This window comes from Arthrobacter sp. 10L424 (assembly GCF_056395325.1).
Genome location: NZ_JBFTJH010000003.1, coordinates 758,597 through 777,205, shown reverse-complemented (window position 1 = coordinate 777,205; position 18,609 = coordinate 758,597). Strand labels below are relative to the sequence as shown.

At 66.8% G+C, this 18,609-nt stretch carries 16 protein-coding genes and 1 tRNA gene; 11 read left to right on the top strand and 6 right to left on the bottom strand.

From position 1 onward, the window contains the following. Positions 1-58: 58 nt before the first annotated feature. From AC1DC5_RS09205 to aceE, 4 genes are all read right to left on the bottom strand, one after another. Entirely contained in the window at positions 59-1,120 is a 1,062-nt protein-coding gene (locus tag AC1DC5_RS09205; protein WP_476864906.1) for a beta-ketoacyl-ACP synthase III, read from the bottom strand. Next, on the bottom strand, positions 1,117-2,046 hold the full coding sequence (locus AC1DC5_RS09200; RefSeq protein ID WP_476864905.1) for an ACP S-malonyltransferase: 930 nt from the start codon (positions 2,044-2,046) through the stop codon (positions 1,117-1,119). The genes AC1DC5_RS09205 and AC1DC5_RS09200 overlap by 4 nt, the downstream gene beginning before the upstream one ends. An 87-nt stretch (positions 2,047-2,133) precedes the next feature. Further along, on the bottom strand, positions 2,134-3,378 hold the full coding sequence (locus tag AC1DC5_RS09195; RefSeq protein ID WP_441406669.1) for a PucR family transcriptional regulator: 1,245 nt from the start codon (positions 3,376-3,378) through the stop codon (positions 2,134-2,136). A gap of 222 nt (positions 3,379-3,600) precedes the next feature. Next, positions 3,601-6,381, bottom strand: a complete 2,781-nt coding sequence (gene aceE, locus AC1DC5_RS09190; RefSeq protein WP_441406668.1) for a pyruvate dehydrogenase (acetyl-transferring), homodimeric type — start codon at positions 6,379-6,381, stop codon at positions 3,601-3,603. 397 nt (positions 6,382-6,778) lie between these two features. Here aceE and AC1DC5_RS09185 point away from each other — a divergent pair, with 397 nt between their 5' ends. The 8 genes from AC1DC5_RS09185 (at position 6,779) to AC1DC5_RS09150 (ending at position 13,684) form a co-directional block, all read left to right on the top strand. Next, positions 6,779-7,198 carry a DUF3052 domain-containing protein gene (locus AC1DC5_RS09185; protein ID WP_224046791.1) on the top strand — a complete coding sequence of 140 codons (420 nt, stop codon included), beginning with the start codon at positions 6,779-6,781 and terminating at the stop codon, positions 7,196-7,198. Then, entirely contained in the window at positions 7,195-7,710 is a 516-nt protein-coding gene (locus AC1DC5_RS09180) for a peroxiredoxin (protein WP_441406667.1), read from the top strand. Before AC1DC5_RS09185 ends, AC1DC5_RS09180 begins: the two co-directional genes overlap by 4 nt. A gap of 31 nt (positions 7,711-7,741) precedes the next feature. After that, on the top strand, positions 7,742-8,635 hold the full coding sequence (locus AC1DC5_RS09175) for an NAD-dependent protein deacetylase (RefSeq protein ID WP_441406666.1): 894 nt from the start codon (positions 7,742-7,744) through the stop codon (positions 8,633-8,635). Positions 8,636-8,735: 100 nt separating this feature from the next. Continuing rightward, positions 8,736-8,811, top strand: a tRNA-Val gene (locus AC1DC5_RS09170). 1,011 nt (positions 8,812-9,822) lie between these two features. Next, positions 9,823-10,113 carry a hypothetical protein gene (locus tag AC1DC5_RS09165; protein ID WP_441406665.1) on the top strand — a complete coding sequence of 97 codons (291 nt, stop codon included), beginning with the start codon at positions 9,823-9,825 and terminating at the stop codon, positions 10,111-10,113. Positions 10,114-10,394: 281 nt separating this feature from the next. Further along, complete coding sequence (locus AC1DC5_RS09160; RefSeq protein WP_476864904.1) at positions 10,395-11,225, top strand: fumarylacetoacetate hydrolase family protein; 831 nt, start codon at positions 10,395-10,397, stop codon at positions 11,223-11,225. A gap of 143 nt (positions 11,226-11,368) precedes the next feature. Beyond that, entirely contained in the window at positions 11,369-12,166 is a 798-nt protein-coding gene (locus AC1DC5_RS09155) for an IclR family transcriptional regulator (protein ID WP_441406663.1), read from the top strand. Between the two features lie 168 nt (positions 12,167-12,334). Beyond that, positions 12,335-13,684, top strand: coding sequence for an MFS transporter (locus tag AC1DC5_RS09150; RefSeq protein ID WP_441406662.1), 1,350 nt, complete (start codon positions 12,335-12,337; stop codon positions 13,682-13,684). Positions 13,685-13,892: 208 nt separating this feature from the next. Here the strand turns inward: AC1DC5_RS09150 and AC1DC5_RS09145 are convergent, their stop codons facing one another. Further along, on the bottom strand, positions 13,893-14,957 hold the full coding sequence (locus tag AC1DC5_RS09145; RefSeq protein ID WP_441406661.1) for a D-2-hydroxyacid dehydrogenase: 1,065 nt from the start codon (positions 14,955-14,957) through the stop codon (positions 13,893-13,895). A gap of 76 nt (positions 14,958-15,033) precedes the next feature. Between AC1DC5_RS09145 and AC1DC5_RS09140 the strand changes: the two genes are divergently transcribed. The 3 genes from AC1DC5_RS09140 to AC1DC5_RS09130 are packed head-to-tail and all read left to right on the top strand — an operon-like array spanning position 15,034 to position 17,826. After that, positions 15,034-15,975, top strand: a complete 942-nt coding sequence (locus AC1DC5_RS09140; RefSeq protein ID WP_476864903.1) for an NAD(P)-dependent oxidoreductase — start codon at positions 15,034-15,036, stop codon at positions 15,973-15,975. A gap of 13 nt (positions 15,976-15,988) precedes the next feature. Continuing rightward, the gene (locus AC1DC5_RS09135) at positions 15,989-16,759 is read left to right on the top strand and encodes an SDR family oxidoreductase (protein WP_441406659.1); all 771 of its coding nucleotides are present in this window, start codon (positions 15,989-15,991) and stop codon (positions 16,757-16,759) included. After that, positions 16,759-17,826: an L-idonate 5-dehydrogenase gene (locus AC1DC5_RS09130; RefSeq protein WP_476864902.1), complete on the top strand. Its 1,068-nt coding sequence runs from the start codon at positions 16,759-16,761 to the stop codon at positions 17,824-17,826. Before AC1DC5_RS09135 ends, AC1DC5_RS09130 begins: the two co-directional genes overlap by 1 nt. A 36-nt stretch (positions 17,827-17,862) precedes the next feature. On the opposite strand, the gene AC1DC5_RS09125 is transcribed toward AC1DC5_RS09130, so the two are convergent. Further along, positions 17,863-18,591 carry a FadR/GntR family transcriptional regulator gene (locus tag AC1DC5_RS09125; protein ID WP_476864901.1) on the bottom strand — a complete coding sequence of 243 codons (729 nt, stop codon included), beginning with the start codon at positions 18,589-18,591 and terminating at the stop codon, positions 17,863-17,865. Between the last annotated feature and the right edge of the window lie 18 nt (positions 18,592-18,609).

Here is an 18,609-nt window from a genome sequence, read left to right as displayed (position 1 = left end):
ACCGAGGCTTCGGCTTGCTGTGTGATTTGAAGACGGGGAAAACGAAAAGCGGGAACGCCTACGGAAGCACGATCACTTGGGCACCGAAGACCAGTCCGGCACCGAAGCCGATCTGCAGTGCAAGCCCGCCGCTGAGCTGCGGGTTTTCCAGCAGCAGGCGGTGGGTGGCCAGGGGGATGGAGGCAGCGGAGGTGTTGCCGGCGTCGGCGATGTCCCGCGCGATGGTGACGTTCTCCGGGAGTTTGAGCTTTTTGGCCATCTCGTCGATGATGCGCATGTTCGCCTGGTGCGGGATGAAGGCCGCGAGGTCGTCGGCGGTGATGCCGGCGGCGTCGAGGGCCTGCTGGGCCACCTTGGCCATCTCCCAGACCGCCCAGCGGAAGACCGTCTGGCCGTCTTGGCGGAGCGTCGGCCAGGAGGCCGCGTCGGTGACGGCGGCTTCCTCGGCGCTCAGCGCGCCGCCCTGCTTGCCGGCCGTGGCGAGCTCGCGGAGGTCCAGCATGGAGTGGGTCATGCCGATCGCGTCCCACTTGCTGCCGTCCGAGCCCCACACCGACGGGCCGATGCCCGGGGTGTCGGAGGGGCCGATCACCACGGCGCCGGCGCCGTCACCCAGCAGGAAGGAGATGGTGCGCTCGGTGTTGTCGATGACGTCGGAGAGCTTTTCCGCCCCGACCACCAGGACGTAGTCGGCCGTGCCGGAGCGGACCAGCGCGTCGGCCTGGGCGATGCCGTAGCAGTAGCCGGCGCACGCGGCGGAGATGTCGAAGGCCGGGGCCGGCGTCGCGCCCAGGCGGTCGGCGAGGCTAGCCGCGGCGGACGGCGTCGCGTACGGGTGGGTCACGGTGGAGACGATCACGGCGCCGAGCTGGGAAGCCTCGATGCCTGCCTTCTGCAGAGCCTCGCGGGCGGCGCCCTCGGCCATGTCGATCACGCTGACGTCGGCGGGGGCGCGGTGCCGGGTGATGATGCCGGTGCGCTGGCGGATCCACTCGTCGGAGGAATCAATCCACTGGCAGACGTCATCGTTGGTGACGATTACGTCGGGCCGGTACGCGCCGACGCCCATGATGCGGGTGTTCTCCTGCAGGGGCGCCTGCTTCAAGGTGGGAACGCTCATGCCTGTCCTTCCAGTTCTGCGAATAGGGCCAGGGCAGCGGACAGATCGTCCGGGGTCTTGACGGTGACGGTCTTTACGCCCGGCATGCCGCGCTTGGCGAGTCCGGCAAGCGTCCCGGCGGGGGCCAGTTCAATCACGCCGGTCACGCCGCGCTTCACGAGGGTTTCCATGCAGAGGTCCCAGCGGACCGGGCGGGACACCTGGGCGATCAGGCTTTCGACGGCGGCGGCACCGTCGGTGACTTCGGCGCCGTCGAAGTTGGAGAGCAGGGGGACCTGCGGGTTCCGCGGGTGCAGCGTGGGCCGGAGGGCCTGCAGCGCGGCGACCGCGGGGGACATGTGCGAGGTGTGGAATGCGCCGGCGACCTTCAGCGGGATGACCCGGGCCTTGGCCGGCGGGTTCTCGGCGAGGGCCTTGAGCTGGTCCAGCGTTCCGGCGGCGACGGTCTGGCCGGCGCCGTTGACGTTGGCGGCCGTGGCGCCGCAGGCCTCGATCGCGGCCAGGACCTCGGCCGGGTCGCCGCCCACCACGGCGCTCATGCCGGTGGGAGTTGCGGCAGCGGCGGCTGCCATGCCGTTGGCGCGTTCGCGGACGAACGTCATGGCTTCGGTTTCAGTCAGCACGCTGGCCAGGGCGGACGCCGTGATTTCGCCGACGGAGTGGCCGGCGAGGATCACCGGCAGGGTGCCGAGTTCGACGTCGAACAGGGACTTCGCGGCCACCAGCCCGGCGGCGACGATCAGGGGCTGCGCAACGGCGGTGTCCTTGATGGTCTCTTCGTCTGAGGTGGTGCCGTGGGCGGTGAGATCGATACCTGCGATTTCGCTGAGGGAGGCCAGTTGGCCTGCGACGGGCGGCAGTTCCAGCCAGGGGGCCAGAAAACCAGGGGTCTGGGAGCCCTGTCCAGGGCAGACGATTGCAAGCACGTATCCAGCTTTCCAAACTACGGCGTGATTATCGGTGCATTCATGCACCAAGCTCATCGGGTCACTTTGTAGGAAGTCTACAACTGATCAGGGGTTGTTACGCGACGGCTGCCGTTCGGTCGCGGGCTTCGGAGGGGCCGCAAGCCGGCCCACGACGAGGGCCGTCTGGAGCACAAAGGCCTCCCGCGGCAGCAGCGGATCCCAGCCCGTGACGTCACAGACGCGTTTGAGCCGGTACCGCACGGTGTTGGCGTGTACGAAGAGTTCACGGGCCGTGGCCTCCAGCGAATGGCCCAGTTCGAGGTAGGTGCCAAGGGTCTCCACCAGGCCGTTGGACGCAGCCAGCAGAGGTCGGTAGATGTTCTTGACCAGGGAGCGCCGGGCGGCGTCGTCCCCGGAGATCACGCGCTCCGGCAGGAGGTCGTCCGCCGCCACGGGGCGCGGCGCGGCGGGCCACGCGCGGGCAGCGGTCAGCCCCGCGAACGCGGACTGGGCCGAGCCGCTGGCCTCCAGCAGGGAACCCGCTTCGGCGCCGTAGACCACCGGCCCCGGCGCGAAGAGTTCGGCGAGCTTCAGGTAGGCGGTCTCGCGGTCGTGGACCCCGCCGAGGATGAGGATGAGCCGGTCGCCCTGGATTCCAACGAGGGCGTCTTCGGCGAAACGCCCGGCGGTGCGGCGCAGTTCGCTGACGTAGCTGGCGCTCGGTTCGGACGGGGAATTGCCCACCATCACGGTGAACCGCTCCTGTGCCTTCCAGCCCAGCGCGGCGATCCGGGACCGCAGGGCATCGGTGTTTTCGCCGCGCAGGATGGCGTCCACGATGAGGGCTTCCAGCCGGGTATCCCACGATCCGCGGGATTCGGCGGCGCGGGCGTAGACATCGGCGGCGGCGAAAGCAACCTCGCGGGAGTACCGCAGCACCGCTTCCCGCAGTGCGCCCTGGTCCGCCTCCGGGGCGATTACGGGCACTTGGTCCTCGACCACTTCCACGACGATCCGGATCAGCTGGAGGGCTTTCTGCAGGCTGATGGAGCGGGTGAGTTCGGTGGGCGCGGTGCCGAAAACGTCGGACAGGATCCACGAGGGGGAGCTGGGGCGCTCGTACCAGGTGACGAAGGCGGCGATTCCGTTCTGGGCCACCATGCCCAGGGCGGAGCGTTCATCGGAGTTCAGCCGGCTGTACCACGGCAGGGATTTTTCCAGCTGGCGCAGTGTCGTTGTGGAGAGCTGGCCGACGCTCGCCCGAAGCTTTTTGAGGGTCTCGACCTTCTCCGGGGGCATCGCCCGTGAGGAGGGCTTGCTTTTTGCGGGAGTGGTGATCGGCTCGGACATGCATCGAGCATACGGTGCCTGCCGTCCAAGCTCCATTTGTGCAAAGGCTACAACGCGCCTTGTGCTGGGTCACAGTGCTGGATCACAGGGCCGGATGCCACCGCAGGATCCGAACGCCGCCGGCCGGACCGGTATGCGTACCGGCGCTGCAGCCGGGACTAAAATGACGACGGCGGCCCCCGCCTTCCGGTGGGGACCGCCGTCGTACGGGCTGGACTGGACTTAGGAGTCGCCGCCCGCGTTGCCGGTGGTGCCGGCGTTGACGTTGTGCAGGCGGTACTTCTCGATTGCCTGGGCCGGAGCCTGGGCATCCACCTCGCCACGGCGGGCGAGCATCTGCAGGGAACGGACAACCACGGAGTGGATGTCGTTCTTGAAGAAGCGGCGCGCAGCGGCACGGGTGTCCGAGAAGCCGAAGCCGTCGGCCCCGAGCGAGGCGAACTCGTTCGGGAGGAACTGCCGGATCTGGTCCGGCACGGCCTTCATGTAGTCGGTGACCGCCACGATCGGACCGGTCGCGCCGGCGAGCTGCTCGGTCACGAACGGCACGCGGGCGGGCTGGCCCGGGTTCAGGAAGGCTTCTTCCTCGGCGGCCATGGCGTCGCGGCGCAGTTCGCTCCAGGACGTCACGGACCAGACATCGGCGGACACTCCCCAGTCCTCGGCGAGCACCCGCTGGGCTTCGAGGGCCCAGGGGACGGACACGCCGGAGGCGAGGATCTGCGTGCGCGGGCCGTCAATCTTGGCCGGCGCCAGCAGGTAGATGCCCTTGATGATGCCCTCGACGTCGATTTCCGCCGGTGCTGCGGGCTGCGAAATCGGCTCGTTGTAGACGGTGATGTAGTACATCACGTTCCGCGACGGGTCGTTGTCCGCCGGGCCCGGACCATACATGCGGTTGAGGCCGTCACGCATGATGACGCCGATCTCGTAGCCGTAGGCGGGGTCGTAGGTGACCACTGCCGGGTTGGTCGCGGCCAGGATCGGGGAGTGGCCGTCGGCGTGCTGCAGGCCCTCACCGGTCAGGGTGGTGCGGCCGGCGGTGGCGCCGATGATGAACCCGCGGGTCATCTGGTCCGCTGCAGCCCAGAAGGAGTCACCCGTGCGCTGGAAACCGAACATCGAGTAGAAGACGTAAATCGGGATCAGCGGTTCGCCGTGCGTGGCGTAGGACGTGCCAGCGGCCGTGAAGGCCGCCACCGAACCGGCCTCGTTGATGCCGGCGTGCACGATCTGGCCGGAGATGGACTCCTTGTACGCCAGGACGAGCTCGCGGTCCACAGACAGGTAGTTCTGGCCGTTCGGGTTGTAGATCTTCGCCGTCGGGAAGAACGCATCCATGCCGAACGTGCGTGCCTCGTCCGGGATGATCGGGACGATCCTGTTGCCGAACTCCTTGTCCCGCATGAGGTCCTTGAGGAGCCGCACGAAGGCCATGGTGGTGGCGGCCAGCTGCTTGCCGGAGCCGCGGTTGGCGACTTCGTAGACCTTGTCCTCCGGGAGGGTGACGTCGGTGTGCTTGGAGCGGCGTTCGGGGACGAAGCCGCCCAGGGCGCGGCGGCGTTCCATGAGGTACTTGATCTCAGGGGCATCCGGGCCGGGGTGGTAGTACGGGGGCCGGTAGAGGTCCGCTTCGAGCTGGTCGTCCGTGATTGGGATGCGCAGGTGGTCGCGGAAGGCCTTCAGGTCCGCGAGCGTGAGCTTCTTCATCTGGTGGGTCGCGTTGCGGCCCTCGAAGTGGGTGCCCAGGCCGTAGCCCTTGACCGTGTGCGCCAGGATGACCGTGGGCTTGCCCTTGAACTCGGTCGCGGCCTTGTACGCGGCGTAGACCTTGTTGTAGTCATGGCCGCCGCGCTTGAGGTTCCAGATCTGGTCGTCGGTGAGGTCCTGGACCATTTCCTTGGTCTGCGGGGTCTGCCCGAAGAAGTGCTCGCGGACGAACGCGCCGGACTCGGCCTTGTACGTCTGGTAGTCGCCGTCGACGGTCTCGTTCATGATCTTCACGAGCGAGCCGTCCTCGTCCTTGGCCAGGAGGTCATCCCACTCCCGGCCCCAGACGACCTTGATGACGTTCCAGCCCGCGCCGCGGAAGAACGCCTCGAGTTCCTGCATGATCTTGCCGTTGCCCCGGACCGGCCCGTCGAGGCGCTGGAGGTTGCAGTTGATCACGAAGTTCAGGTTGTCGAGCTTGTCGTTCGCGGCGAGCTGGAGCAGGCCGCGGGACTCGGGCTCGTCCATTTCGCCGTCGCCCAGGAACGCCCACACCTGCTGGTCTGTGGTGTCCTTGATGCCGCGGTTGGCGAGGTACCGGTTGGACTGGGCCTGGTAGATCGCGTTCATGGGGCCGATGCCCATCGAGACCGTGGGGAACTCCCAGAACTCCGGCATGAGGCGCGGGTGCGGGTAGGAAGAGAGGGCGTGGCCTTCCTTGGACTTTTCCTGCCGGAACCCGTCCATGTCCTCCTCGGTCAGGCGGCCTTCCATGAAGGCGCGGGCGTACATGCCGGGGGAGGCGTGGCCCTGGAAGAAGACCTGGTCTCCGCCGCCGGGGTGGTCCTTGCCGCGGAAGAAGTGGTTGAACCCGACCTCATAGAGGGTCGCCGCTCCGGCGTAGGTGGAGATGTGCCCGCCGACGCCGATGTCCGCCCGCTGCGCCCGGTGCACCATGACGGCGGCGTTCCACCGCAGCCATGCCCGGTACTTACGCTCGATTTCCTCGTCGCCCGGGAACTCCGCTTCCTGGTCCACGGGGATCGTGTTGACGTAGTCCGTGGTGGTGACCATCGGCACACCAACGCTCTGCGCGCCGGCCCGCTGGAGCAGGCTGCGCATTATGTACTGGGCACGCTCGGTGCCCTGTTCCTGAATCAGGGTATCCAGGGACTCCAGCCATTCGGCGGTCTCTTCCGGATCACGATCAGGCAGCTGGTTAGTCAACCCGCTGAGGATATGGGAGGTCTCTTCTCCTGCAGCCACGTCCAACCTCTCTTTGAGCGCATTCATCGGCACCCTCAGCTCCGGCAGGGTAACTGCCTGGCGTGAACGCGACGTGTGCGACATATCGGTTACAACTGCCCGGTCATGTGCGCCGGGCAAGGTCCAATCACAACTATTCCCGCCTGCGTCGGCGGGGCATTCGCCCTCGCGGGCGTAGTCGTCATCAGCCACTCTAGCTCTGACAGCTCGGGGATGCGTAGCTGTCGTGTGGGGGCACCGTCGTATTTGACCGGCATACTGGTTGTGTGACGAAGCACCGCCGGGCGGTGCTTGGATCGCCGTGTGTGACGCAGAATATGGCGGATCGCGGGGTCAACAGCTTGAAGCGCAGGCGCAAAGGGTGTTGGCTTGGAGTAATGGAAATCACTAGAGCTGTTGAAAACACCAAGCATAGGAGCAACACGTGAGCGAGGCCGACGCCGCCACTTCGGTAAATGTGGCGGAAAAACTGGGTTTCAAAACCGGAGACCTGATCCAGGAATTCGGTTATGACGATGACGTCGACTTCGACTTGCGCGACGACATCGAAGATCTCACCGGCTCGGAACTCTTCGATGAGGACGACCACGAAGTCGTTGACGCCGTGATTCTTTGGTGGCGGTCCGACGACGGCGACCTCGTTGACACCCTGGTCGGCTCGCGCACCACCCTGACCGAGGGCGGCGTTGTGTGGGTGCTGACCCCCAAGTCCGGCCGGGTTGGCTACGTTTCGCCGGCTGACATCCAGGACGCTGCGCCTACGGCCGGCCTGCACTACACCACCTCCGCGGGCGTCTCCAAGGACTGGAGCGCCACCCGTCTGGTCACGCGGAAGAACAAGTGACCCAAACGGGCGCCGGCGTCATCGGGGATCCGCTGCTTGAGGCGCCGGCTGTGCCCGCCGTCGGCGAGGCCGCTCCCGACTTCGAATTGGTGAACCAGTTCGGCGAACCCGTGACGCTCTCGGAACTCCGGGGCCGGAACGTCGTACTGGTGTTCTTCCCGTTCGCTTTTTCCGGCATCTGCACGGGGGAGTTGTGCGAAATCCGGGACAACCTGGCGCTGCTCGAGGATGCCGACGCCGCCGTGCTGGGGATCTCGGTGGACAGCAAATTCGCCCAGAGGGCCTACGCGGAGAAGGAAGGCTACTCCTTCGACCTGCTGGCGGACTTCTGGCCGCATGGCGCCGTCGCCCGGCAATACGGCGTGTTCGACGCCGAAAGCGGGATGGCGAAGCGGGGAACGTTCATCATCGACGCCGGCGGAACCGTGCGTTACGTCGTGGTGAATCCCCGCGGCCAGGCCCGGGACTTCACCGAGTACCGCGCCGCCCTGGCGGGACTCGGCGGGAATTGACGCGGTGAGGACGAGGCGGCCCGGGATCGGAATGACGGGGTTCGCCAGCCTGCCCCCGGTCGCCGCCGGCGAGCCCGCCCGTGGCGAACTTGAGGTCCTGCAGGATATCCACGGCATTCTCGCGGGAGAACGCTTTGCGCTGCTGACCGGTGCCGGGCTGAGCACTGATTCCGGCATTCCGGACTACCGCGGACCGGGTGCCGCGCCCCGGGCGCCGATGACCTACCAGGAATTCATCGGCGCCGCGGACAACCGGCGCCGCTACTGGGCCCGCAACCACATCGGCTGGTCCCACCTTCGCCGGGCCGACCCCAATGAGGGCCACGCCGCCGTCGCCCGGCTGGAGAACCGCGGGCTGCTCACCGGCCTCATCACCCAGAACGTGGACCGGCTCCACGAGGACGCCGGGAGCGTCAACGTGGTGGACCTCCACGGCCGGTTCGACCAGGTGGTCTGCCTCTCCTGCCACCGCCGCTACAGCCGGAAGCTGCTGGCGGGCGTGCTGGAGGAACTCAATCCGGGTTTCCTGGAACGTGCCCTCGCCGCCGGGGTGGTTGAAATGGCCCCCGACGCCGACGCCACGGTCGAGGACGCCGCCCTGATTGAGAGTTTTGTCGTGGCCCAGTGCCCGGCCTGCGGCGGAACGCTGAAGCCAGATTTCGTCTACTTCGGAGAAAACGTCCCCAAGGACCGGGTGGAGCGCTCCTACGCCATGGTGGATGAGGCAGGTGCCCTCCTGGTGGCAGGCTCCTCGCTGACGGTCATGAGCGGCCTGCGGTTTGCCCGGCACGCCGCCAAACACGGAAAGCCCGTGGTCATCATCAACCGTGGCCAGACCCGCGGGGACGGGCTTGCCACCGTCAAGCTCGACGCCGGCGTCAGCGAGGCGCTCACGTGGCTCGCCGCCGAACTGCCCCCGCTGTGAACGGGGCGGGGGAGCCTTGGCCCGATTGGCGTTCCGCCGGGTTCATCCGGTACAGTAACTGTTCGTTGGTTGAAGCGCGGAAGCGTGAAAACAGCGGTTTGGGTCTTTAGCTCAGCTGGTAGAGCGCCACGTTTACACCGTGGATGTCATCGGTTCGATCCCGGTAGGACCCACCAAGTTACGCAGCCCCGTTGTTCTGGAAATCCCCGGAACAGCGGGGCTTTTGCGTGGTCTCGGGCGTGTCGGGTTCCGCAGAGTTCGTCCGCACTATTTCGGTGTCATCCGTAAAGTTACAGCCGCCACACATGGCCTGCAGGAACCAAACCGCCCTGAAACCGCCTCGGGCTTTGAAGACCGGAGCATTATTACTAGCCCATGACGGAAATCATTAAGTTCTAAAACCAGGCAGGGACCAGGACGGCTTCAAGGCGTCAGCGGTCGTATCCCGGCTGCGACCGCCGACGCCTCTCAACTATGCCAACTCGGGCAGATCCGCATCTTGTTGGTCGCGCATCATGTCAGAGTCAGTGGCATTGGAAGCGGCCCAGACACTCTGCGGATCGGCGCCGCCATCCAGGGCCTCGGTCATTGCATCGTGTAGGTCCATTCGCGCTTGATCCGCTGCAAAGTCCGCGGACTCACTGTCTGCGGAAGCAACCCAAACACGCGCCAAACTCTCGTCCACATCAGCCTCCAAAGTATTGAATCCACAGCGCCCCCAGCGGGAGGCAGATCGATTATAACCATCGGAGTGGCGCGAAACCGATCGGTGAAGAAAGTCGTTCGCGTGGCAGTGACGTAAGGCACAAACGGCTGTTAATCACGGCGGCGAGCGGCGCCTCTTCTGCCCCCTTCGTTTCAGGCCGGCAGGAACGACGCCATATCTCCAAGGAATAGTAAAGGTCCCGCCCATACCTTTACCTCGGACGTGGCAATGTCATTCGCTGACAGTCCCACACGGTGCATCCCAGCGATGTGCCGATTCCCCGAGGCTGGCTCCTGTGTCCCCCCATGAACTGGAGCCAGCCTGCCGGGAGGTGCCAGCCGCTTACCCTTCGGCCCGTGCCCCCAAAGAGTTTTGCCATGGAACCCCGTCAGTGCATGCCTGAAGGCCGCACGGCGGGGCTATTTGTGCGCGGCGGACTGCGCCGCGGATATTGTCGGTGCCCCGGCCTACCGTGGCTGGCATGGAACACGTCATGGTGAAATCGGGCCCGGATGGCAGGCCCCAGGCGGTGGTCCGCGGCGGCCGCGAATGGATTGTCGGCGCGGAGCCGGTCCGCTGGTTCGAGCGGGTCAGTTGGTGGGAGGCGGAGCGGCGGATGCCCAAGGGGCTGAGCCGCGTCGACGTCGAGGTCTGGCAGGTCCAGGCGAGGCTGGGCCGCAACTCGGGTTCCGCCCTCACCACGATGGAAATCATCCGTGACGGACTGGGTGGCGGCTGGCGGCTCCGGGAGGCCATAGCGGACGCGGCGTAGCAGGGGGACGGCGGGTCTGAAACGCCGGGCATTTACGCAGGCATTGGAAAAGCCTTCCACCGCGACTATTGGGGGATGCCGCGGTGGAAGGCTTGATATGAATATACCGTGAACACTGGGAAATGTGAAACAGGCGGGGCTGATTCCGACGCGCCGAAATGACCATTCGATGGCGTAATTGACGGACATTCGACGGCCCGGCCCGGGCCTGGGGCCGGGGCGGACGGCGCCCGCACCGACACATTCCGTGCCGGTCCGTGGCCGCCACCTAGGATGTTTTCATGAACGACACGAGTGCCCGCCGAATCGCCCGGGTCCGCCCCCTTGCCCCCGTCTCTGACGCCGAGCACTTCTTCGTCGCCAACGATGCCCCGGCCTTCGACAGTGAAGCAGGCCGGGTGTGGACAGTTGTGGACTCGCCGTTCCCCGGTTCCTTGGCGAACGCCGGTAGTTCCCCCCGCACGGGGTGGGAAAACGGCGACACGGCCGACGAAAGCACGTTCACCTTCCTGGCGCCAAGCGCCCCGGCCAATGTCCTGGGCATGGCCCACAACACCGGGCCTGCGGGCCGGGCTTTGCCTCCCCAGGCCTTCCACAAGGCAGCAACCAGTGTGGTGGGGCCGGGAGACGCCATAGAACTGGGTCCAGACGTGGGCCATGTTGACCCGGAGGCTGAACTCACGGTAGTCGTCGGGAGCAGGGCCCGCGGACTGACGCTGGACAACGCACTGACGGCGGTCCTGGGGTTCACGATCGGAAACGACGTCTCGGCCAGGGACCTGCAGAAGACGGACGATCTCTGGATCAGCGCCAAGAGCCAGGACACGTTCACTCCGGCAGGGCCGTGGATCGTTACGGGGCTTGACGGCGCCAACCTGGCCATCGGGATCACCCACAACGGCACGGAGCTCAAGGCGGCGAGCTCGGCCGATCTGGGCTGGGGCGTGGCGGAAATCCTGGTTTACCTGACGTCGTTCATGACGCTTCACCCCGGCGATTTGGTGCTCACGGGCTTCCCTGCCGAGTGTGCACGCATCCACCCCGGCGACACTGTCACCTGCCGCGTCGAAGGAATCGGGGAGCTCACGAACCCCGTTGTGGCCGTCGGCTGACTCCGGGCCGGCAACAACCTGCGCTCGGGGCAGGCCGCTGTGGGAGATTGGCGACTCCAGACATTATGATGGTTACTGTTCAGCTGAATGAACAGCCGTTCGAACGGCGCCTGCGACACACGCGCGATACCTGAAGGAGAATCATGGCCGATTCCCGAGCTCCCCGAACCTCTGATGGACTGGGAAGTGCCTCGCCGGCGCCGGCGGTCACCCGCGCCGCCGCCGTGTTGGAGGCCCTGGCTGCGTCTGCGACCGGACGGCTCACGCTGAGTGACCTTGCGCGGGAGTTGGGAATTCCGAAATCCTCCACATCGAACCTCCTGCTTGCCCTTGAAGAGGCCCGGCTCATCAACCGCCAGGGTGCGGAGTTCACCCTGGGGCGCAAATTGGTCGAGCTCGGCGCGGCCTACCTCAGCCGCCTTGACGAGGTCCAGGAGTTCTATCGTTTCTGTGAGCAGGCTCCGACGCTTTCCGGCGAAACAGTCCGCATCGCCATGCTGGACGGAACCAACGTCATCTACCTGGCCCGCTATGAGGGCCATCCCGCCGTGCGCCTGACGTCCAACATCGGCGACAAGATGCCGGTTTCCCTCTGCGCCGTCGGCAAGGCGCTGCTGGCACGGCTGCATGACCACGATATTGCCGAGATGTTCCCGGACGACGCCGAACTTCCGGTGCTGACCCCCAAGTCGCTGCGGACCGGCGCCGAACTCAAGGCCCAGCTCGAGGTCATTCGGGAACAGGGCTATGCCTTCGAGGACGAGGAGTCCACCACGGGTGTCGTCTGCCTGGCCGTTTCCGTCCCGACCCGCGGTGCGCACGGGCCCAGCCTGGGCCTGTCAGTCACAGCGCTGAAGGCCACATACTCGGACGAACAGGGCGCCCTGATGGTCAAAGAACTCAAGGAACTGGCCCGGTCCCTGGGCAACCCCATGGGCTAACGCCGGCGCCATCCCCGCGCGGTGGCGTCCCTGAAAAATATATCGGATTACACATTGGCTAGGTGATCACCATGTTGTACGCTGTTCAACATGGTGATCATCCCCTTCGAGGGTTGTTCATATCCCACCAGGCCAACGGGGGTCTGGAGTGTTCTTGAGGGAGTGCTTGTGACAACCAGTACCAATACACCGCTTGCTGAAGCCGACGGCGCCGTCGTCGATCCAGATCAGCTGCGACGGGCGACTCTTGCCAGCTCCGTGGGCTCGGCCCTGGAGTACTACGACTTCTACATCTACGGCCTGGCCTCGGCCCTGATCTTCGGGCCGCTCTTCTTCAAGCCGCTGGGCGACGACGGCGCACTGATCGCGTCGTTCGCCACGTATGGCGTCGGTTTCGCGGCCCGGCCCTTTGGCGGAATGATCTTCGGCTACATCGGCGACAGGTTCGGCCGCAAGATGGTCCTCATCCTCACTATCGGCCTGATGGGGACGGCCAGCTTCGCCATTGGCCTGCTGCCGACCTTTGAACAGGCGGGAATGGTGGGGGCCGTGCTCCTGGTCACCCTGCGCATCTTCCAGGGCCTGGGCGCCGGCGCAGAGCAGGCGGGGGCCACCACGCTGATCTCCGAAGTCGCACCCCGCCGCCGTCGGGGCTTCTTCGCTGCGCTCCCGTTCGTCGGCATCCAGCTGGGCACACTGCTCGGCGCCGGTACCTTTGCCCTGATCGCCATGGCGGACAAGGCCACCCTGGAAGGCTGGCTCTGGCGAGTGCCGTTCCTGTCCAGCGTGCTCCTGATTGCGGTAGCCATCTTCATCCGGCTGCGGCTGAAGGAAACACCCGTCTTCCAGGAACTTGAGAAGCACAAGAACGTGGCCAAGAACCCCATCGGACAGCTGTGGAAGCACTCCAAGAAGAACACCCTGATCGGGATCGGCCTGCGGATGGGCGAGAACGGGAACTCCTCCATCTACTCCGCCCTGCTTATCGCCTTCCTGGCGTCCAAAGACGGAATCTTCCCCGGCGACAAGTTCATCGGACCCGTCGGCCTGCTCATTGCCGCCGGCTTCGCCGCCGTGATGGTCGTGACCTTCGGTGCGCTGTCGGATAGGTTCGGCCGGGTTCCGGTCTACCGCTACGGCGCGCTGTTCCAGGCCATCATCGCGCTGCCGGCGTTCTACCTGGTGACCCTGGGCAACGTCACGCTCGTGTGGATCGTTATGGTGGTGGGCATTGCCCTGGGTGTCCAGTCCATGCTCGGCCCGCAGTGCCCGCTCCTGCCCGAACTCTTCGGTTCGCGGTACCGGTTCACCGGCGTGGCCATGAGTCGCGAACTCTCTGCCGTGATGGCCGGCGGGCTGGTGCCATTGGTTGGCGCGGCCCTCCTGGCTGTCACCGATCACTCCTGGCTGGTGCTGGCCATCTACTCCCTGGTACTTGCCCTCATCTCGTTCGTCACCACCTTCTTCACCCCCGAGACCGTGGGGCGCGACCTCCTCCTCACGGAGGACGCCAGCTAAGCCCTCGCGTTTGCTGCCCGGTCAGCCGGGCCGGCCGCGCCCCCTTCCGCTCAGGAAGGGGGCGCGGCTTCGCGTTTTGCGTCGCAGGGCTCGACACAGCGCGCATCGACCCAACACGAACCGACACAAAAGGGGCGGCCCTCCGTTGTTGGGAGGGCCGCCCCTGGGCGTGCAACCAGGACCGCAGAAACCCGGCCGAGGTCTGGATCTAGTAAAAGTGAACCGTGTCCACCACGTGGGGGAGTTCGCCGCCGTCGAGGTAGGTCCGCAGATTGCTGCAGAACCGTTCGGCGATCAGCCGGTTCTCGGCGGCGCTGAGGGCCGAGGTGTGCGGGGACACCATCACCTGGGGGTGGTTCCACAGCGGGCTGTCCTGCGGAAGCGGCTCCACGGCAAACACGTCCAGGCACGCGTAGGACACCTGGCCGTTCCCAAGCGCCTCCAGCAGCGCCTCCTCGTCCACAACGGTGCCGCGCCCCACGTTCACGAAGACCGTGCCGGGCTTCATGGCCGCAAAGACTTCGCGGCTGAAGAGCTTTTCGGTGGACGGCGTGCCGGGAAGGGTGTTGACTACGGCGTCCGCGGCGCCCAGCAGGCCGGCGAGGCCGTCGTTGTCCGTGACGTCCTGGATGCCTTCGAGGGGCTCGACCGTCCGCTTGGTGCCGCTGACGGTCATGCCGAGTGCGCGGGCGATCCGGGCAGTCTCCAGGCCGATCTCCCCGAGCCCGGTGACCACGAGGTGGGAGCCGTTGACCAGCCGCGTGGGGGTGCGCAGCTCGGGCCAGTTCCTTGCCGCCTGGTCCAGAGCCAGTTCCGCGCTGCGCTTGAAGCCGTTGAGGATGCCGAGGGCGGCGAACTCGGCAAGCGGCAGGGCGTGCACGCCGGCGGAGGTGGTCACCTTGAACTTCTGCAGCGTCCCGGCGTCGAGCCCCGATGCCTTCACGGCACCGCCGGCTCCTGCCGCCATGGCGTGGATCCACTCCAGGTGGGCATTGCTGCCGGCGATCCTTGCGAGACCCGCGGGGCTCTCGTTGGGGAAGCCGTACAGCACCTGGGCCTGGTTGAGCATGTCCCAGTAGCGCTCCTCCTGCTCAGGTGTCCGGCGGAAGTCCGGATCGCCCGAGTGGTCTGCGGGAAAGCGCTCCGGAGGCAACAGTTCCGGTTCGTAGAGGACGGTAACGGAGGGATCTACTGCGCGGATGCGCTCCACCAGCTCAGCTTCGAGCGGGACGGCGATCGCGACGGTGGTTTTAGTCGTCATGGTGTTCATCATACTGAATGGAGGCTAGGATATTGAACAGATTTCAGAGAGTGGCCACTACAGACTAACCACGACGAAGTGAGGCAGCATGGATAGGGACCGGAAGGAAGCCGGCTTTGTGGGTCTGGGCCTGATGGGGGCGCCGATGGCGGCAAACCTCCTCAAAGCGGGTTGGGCTGTCAGCGCCTGGAACCGTTCGCCGGCGGCGCTGGAAGGGATCGAAACCCTCGGCGGCGCCCGCGTGGCAGAGGTGGAAGAGCTCCGCGACGCCCCGGTCATCATCTTTATGCTCCCGGATCTGCCCTACATCGAAGACGCCGCCGCGGGGCTCCTGGCCAGCTGGTCCGTAAACCCGCCCGCAGCCGGAACCGCCGTGGTGGTCATGAGCAGTGTCTCGCCGGCCGCGGTGAAGGAATTCGGCGCGCGGGTGGCCCGGGCAAGCGGCGGAAACGCCGTCGTCGTCGACGCTCCCGTCAGCGGTGGCACCCAAGGGGCACTGGAGGGGACCCTGGCCATCATGGCGGGCGCCAGCGAAAGCAACTTCCAGCGGCTCCTGCCGCTCTTCAGCGCCATGGGCAGCACCGTGCGGCGGCTAGGGCCGCTCGGGTCCGGATCGCTTGCCAAGGCGTGCAACCAGCTCATCGTGGGGACCACGACGGCGGCGCTCGCCGAGGCAGCGGAACTCGCCGAACGCTCGGGCATGGACGTCACTGCCCTCTACGACGTGCTCGCGGGCGGCCTGGCCGGCAGCAGGGTCCTGGACATCGTGGGCCCCCGGCTCGCCGCGAAGGACTACGAGCCCACCGGACCGGCAAAATTCATGCACAAGGACCTGTCCTTCGTGATCGAGAGCGCCGGTGCCGCCGGTGCCGCCGTGCCGATGGCGGAGGCCGGCGTCGAACTCTACGCGGAACTGAAACGCCAGGGGCTGGGGGACCGGGACCTTGCCGTCGTCCGGCAGGCCGTCGCGAATCTCAGCGACGCCGCCAGAAGCGGCACGACAGTCACCACAACCGTCAACACCAAGTGAGGATCAGCGAACCATGAGCGGACTTTTTGACCTGACAGGCCGGACCGCACTGGTCACCGGCTCCAGCCGGGGGATCGGCAACGCGCTGGCCCGGGCGCTGGCCGACGCCGGCGCCACGGTGGTGCTCAACGGGATCAACCCCGAACGGCTGAAAGCCGCGGAAACCGCCATGGCCGCGGACTACCCGCCGGGGCGGATCTCCAGCTGCGCCTTCGACGTCACCAGCGACACCGAGGCTGCCCGGGGCGTCGCGTGGGTGGAAGAGAACGTCGGACCGCTCGAAATCCTGGTCAACAACGCAGGCATCCAGCACCGGGTCCCCATGCTGGAGCTGGATGTCGCCGACTGGGAGCGGGTGATCTCCACCGACCTGACCAGCGCCTTCCTCGTTGGCCGGGAGGCGGCGCGGCACATGATTCCGCGCGGCCGGGGAAAAATCATCAACATCTGCTCCGTCCAGACGGACCTCGCCCGGCCCACCATCGCCCCCTACATCGCGGCCAAGGGCGGACTGCGCAACCTGACCCGGGCCATGACGGCCGAGTGGGCGGGGTCCGGCCTGCAGATCAACGGCATCGCACCCGGCTACATCCACACCGAAATGACCCAGAACCTCGTGGACGACGAGCAGTTCAATACCTGGATCCTGGGCCGCACTCCGGCGCATCGCTGGGGGACCGTGCAGGACCTCGCCGGCCCGGCGGTCTGGCTCGCGTCCGACGGCTCGAATTTCGTCAACGGCCAGACCATCTTCATCGACGGCGGAATGACAGTGGTGGTCTGATGGGCGGCGTAGCGGAACTTCCGGCCATGGCGGCCGCAGTGGTGGCCCACGCGGCGGGTGATCTCCGGATTGAGGACGTTCCCGTCCCCGCGCCGGCGCCCGATGAGGCAGTCGTCGAAGTCGCCTTCGGCGGTATCTGCGGCTCGGACCTGCACTACTGGCTGCACGGAGCCGCGGGGGAATCGGTCCTCAAGTCGCCGATGATCCTGGGCCACGAGATCGTGGGAACGGTCCTCGTGGCAGCCGGAGACGGCTCGGGGCCCGCGGCCGGCACGCGTGTCGCCGTGCATCCCGCCACACCGGGTCCGGGGTCCGCCCCGTATCCGCAAGACCGTCCGAACCTTTCACCGGGCTGCACCTACCTCGGCAGTGCGGCGCGGTTCCCGCATACCGACGGCGCCTTCAGCCGGTACACTGCCCTGCCCGCCCGGATGCTCCGCCCCCTGCCGTCAGGGCTGGACCTGAGGACAGCCGCGCTGGCGGAGCCTGCGGCCGTGGCCTGGCACGCTGTCTCCCGTGCGGGAGACGTGGCGGGAAAGACGGCCCTCGTGATCGGCAGCGGGCCCATCGGCGCGCTGGCCGTGGCTGTCCTCAAGCGTGCCGGGGCGCGGCGGATCGTGGCCGTGGACATGCACGAACGCCCGCTGGAAATTGCCCGCGCCGTGGGCGCGGACGAGGTCCTCAAGGGCGACGATGCGGAGGCTATCGCGGCCGTCGGGGCCGACGTTGTCATTGAATCCTCGGGCAGCCATCACGGCCTGGCCTCCGCGATCAAGGGTGCCGTCCGCGGCGGCAAAGTGGTGATGGTGGGGCTCCTGCCCTCAGGGCCGCAGCCCGTCCTGATCTCGCTGGCCATCACCCGCGAGCTGGAGCTGCTGGGGTCCTTCCGCTTCAACGACGAAATTGACGACGTCATCATTGCGCTCGCCGACGGATCGCTGCTGGTGGATCCGGTGGTCACCCACACCTTCCCGCTCGGCAGCGGACTGGAAGCCTTCGAGGTGGCCAGGAACGCGGCGGCATCGGGAAAGGTGCTGCTGGACTTCAGCCCGGATGCAGGGGAGTGAGCATGGCAGGGGCGCCACGGCGGCGGGGCAGGACAGCTAGGGCCGCGGGACCGGGACGAACACCCTCGGCTGGTCCTTCCACTCAGGTTCCATGTCCGAGATGGTCTCCCGCATGATCCGCTCCGAGGCCTCGCGGGCGGCCGCCGGGTTCCCGGCGGCAATCGCTTCCGCCACGTCCACGTGCCACTGCAGCGCCGTGTCGCGCGGGTGGTCCGGCATCAGGCCGTGCACGGTTCGCCCGGTCAGTGTCTCGGCCACCTGGCCCACCAGGTTGGCGAACATTTCGTTCCCGGAGCCGGTCAGCAGCAGGGAGTGGAAGTGGATGTCCAGCTCCAGGAACTTCGGCACATCCCCGGCGCGGCCGGCGTCGCGCATCGCGTGCGAGACGTCCACCAGCTCGCGGCGGATCTCCTCCGGGGCGTTGGCGGCGGCCAGCTCGGCGGCCACAGGCTCGACGGCGGTGCGCAGCTCGGCGAGAGAGCGCAGCTGCGCGCCGCGGCCCTCGCCGGCGAGGCGCCACCGGATGACCTGGGGATCGAAGGGATTCCACCGGCTGGCCGGCAACACCCGGATGCCCACACGCTTGGTCGTTTCGACCAGGCCGAGCGACTGCAGGACACGCACCGCCTCCCGGACCACCGAACGGGAAACCTGGAGTTCGGCTTCGAGGTGCTCGGCCAGCATGATGTGGCCGGCCGGGAGATCGCCCGCCACAATGCGGGTGCCGAGGTGCTCAATCGCACGGTGGTGGAGGCTGGTTGACATAGTGGTAAGCATAGTGGT

Coding starts and splice junctions, on each gene's coding strand:
- AC1DC5_RS09205 (WP_476864906.1), bottom strand. CDS start 1,120: ATGAGCGTTCCCACCTTGAAGCAGGCGCCCCTGCAGGAGAACACCCGC.
- AC1DC5_RS09195 (WP_441406669.1), bottom strand. CDS start 3,378: ATGTCCGAGCCGATCACCACTCCCGCAAAAAGCAAGCCCTCCTCACGG.
- aceE (WP_441406668.1), bottom strand. CDS start 6,381: ATGAATGCGCTCAAAGAGAGGTTGGACGTGGCTGCAGGAGAAGAGACC.
- AC1DC5_RS09175 (WP_441406666.1), top strand. CDS start 7,742: ATGACGGGGTTCGCCAGCCTGCCCCCGGTCGCCGCCGGCGAGCCCGCC.
- AC1DC5_RS09165 (WP_441406665.1), top strand. CDS start 9,823: ATGGAACACGTCATGGTGAAATCGGGCCCGGATGGCAGGCCCCAGGCG.
- AC1DC5_RS09160 (WP_476864904.1), top strand. CDS start 10,395: ATGAACGACACGAGTGCCCGCCGAATCGCCCGGGTCCGCCCCCTTGCC.
- AC1DC5_RS09155 (WP_441406663.1), top strand. CDS start 11,369: ATGGCCGATTCCCGAGCTCCCCGAACCTCTGATGGACTGGGAAGTGCC.
- AC1DC5_RS09145 (WP_441406661.1), bottom strand. CDS start 14,957: ATGATGAACACCATGACGACTAAAACCACCGTCGCGATCGCCGTCCCG.
- AC1DC5_RS09140 (WP_476864903.1), top strand. CDS start 15,034: ATGGATAGGGACCGGAAGGAAGCCGGCTTTGTGGGTCTGGGCCTGATG.
- AC1DC5_RS09135 (WP_441406659.1), top strand. CDS start 15,989: ATGAGCGGACTTTTTGACCTGACAGGCCGGACCGCACTGGTCACCGGC.
- AC1DC5_RS09130 (WP_476864902.1), top strand. CDS start 16,759: ATGGGCGGCGTAGCGGAACTTCCGGCCATGGCGGCCGCAGTGGTGGCC.
- AC1DC5_RS09125 (WP_476864901.1), bottom strand. CDS start 18,591: ATGTCAACCAGCCTCCACCACCGTGCGATTGAGCACCTCGGCACCCGC.